This window comes from Pseudomonas sp. RA_35y_Pfl2_P32 (assembly GCF_963970735.1).
Classification (GTDB): Bacteria; Pseudomonadota; Gammaproteobacteria; order Pseudomonadales; family Pseudomonadaceae; genus Aquipseudomonas.
Genome location: NZ_CAXAQF010000205.1, coordinates 1 through 522 on the forward strand (window position 1 = coordinate 1; position 522 = coordinate 522).

1 protein-coding gene is annotated in these 522 nt (G+C 59.0%); it reads left to right on the forward strand.

Going from position 1 to position 522, the window contains the following annotated elements; all coding sequences use genetic code 11:
* Positions 1-164 precede the first annotated feature (164 nt).
* On the forward strand, positions 165-522 hold a 358-nt coding region (locus AACY45_RS27880; RefSeq protein ID WP_339548697.1), incomplete at its 3' end, for a motility-associated protein.

A 522-nucleotide genomic window follows, 5' to 3' on the forward strand; every position in this document is an offset into this window, starting at 1 on the left:
CTCGGCCAGCTTTCGCTGTTCGATTATCTGAAATAACGGCGCGCACAGCGCGCCCGAACAAAAATACCCTGCGTGGTTAACCGATTGGCGACGTATCCGCGCTAACCCTCAGAAATACCGCACGCCTTCTGTAGGGCGGGCCAAAAAGGGGCACCCCGCGACTCATGTTTCCCGTCATCGGCATCGTCGTCCTTCTTGTGATGATCTTCGGCGGCTTCGCGATCACCGGCGGCGCGCTCGGCCCGGTGATGGAAGCGATTCCGCACGAAATGCTGATCATCGGCGGTGCCGCAGTCGGCGCGCTGATCATCGGAAATTCGATGAAGGAACTGAAGGCGCTGGGCGGCGGCCTGATGAAGGTGTTCAAGGGCCCAAAATATAAGAAACAGGATTATCTCGACGTCATCTTCCTGGTGTCGAAGCTGATGAAGATGCTGCGCACCGAAGGGCCGATCGCGCTGGAGCCGCATGTCGAGGATCCCAAATCCTCCGCCGTCTTCGCCGAATATCCGCGCCTGCTCG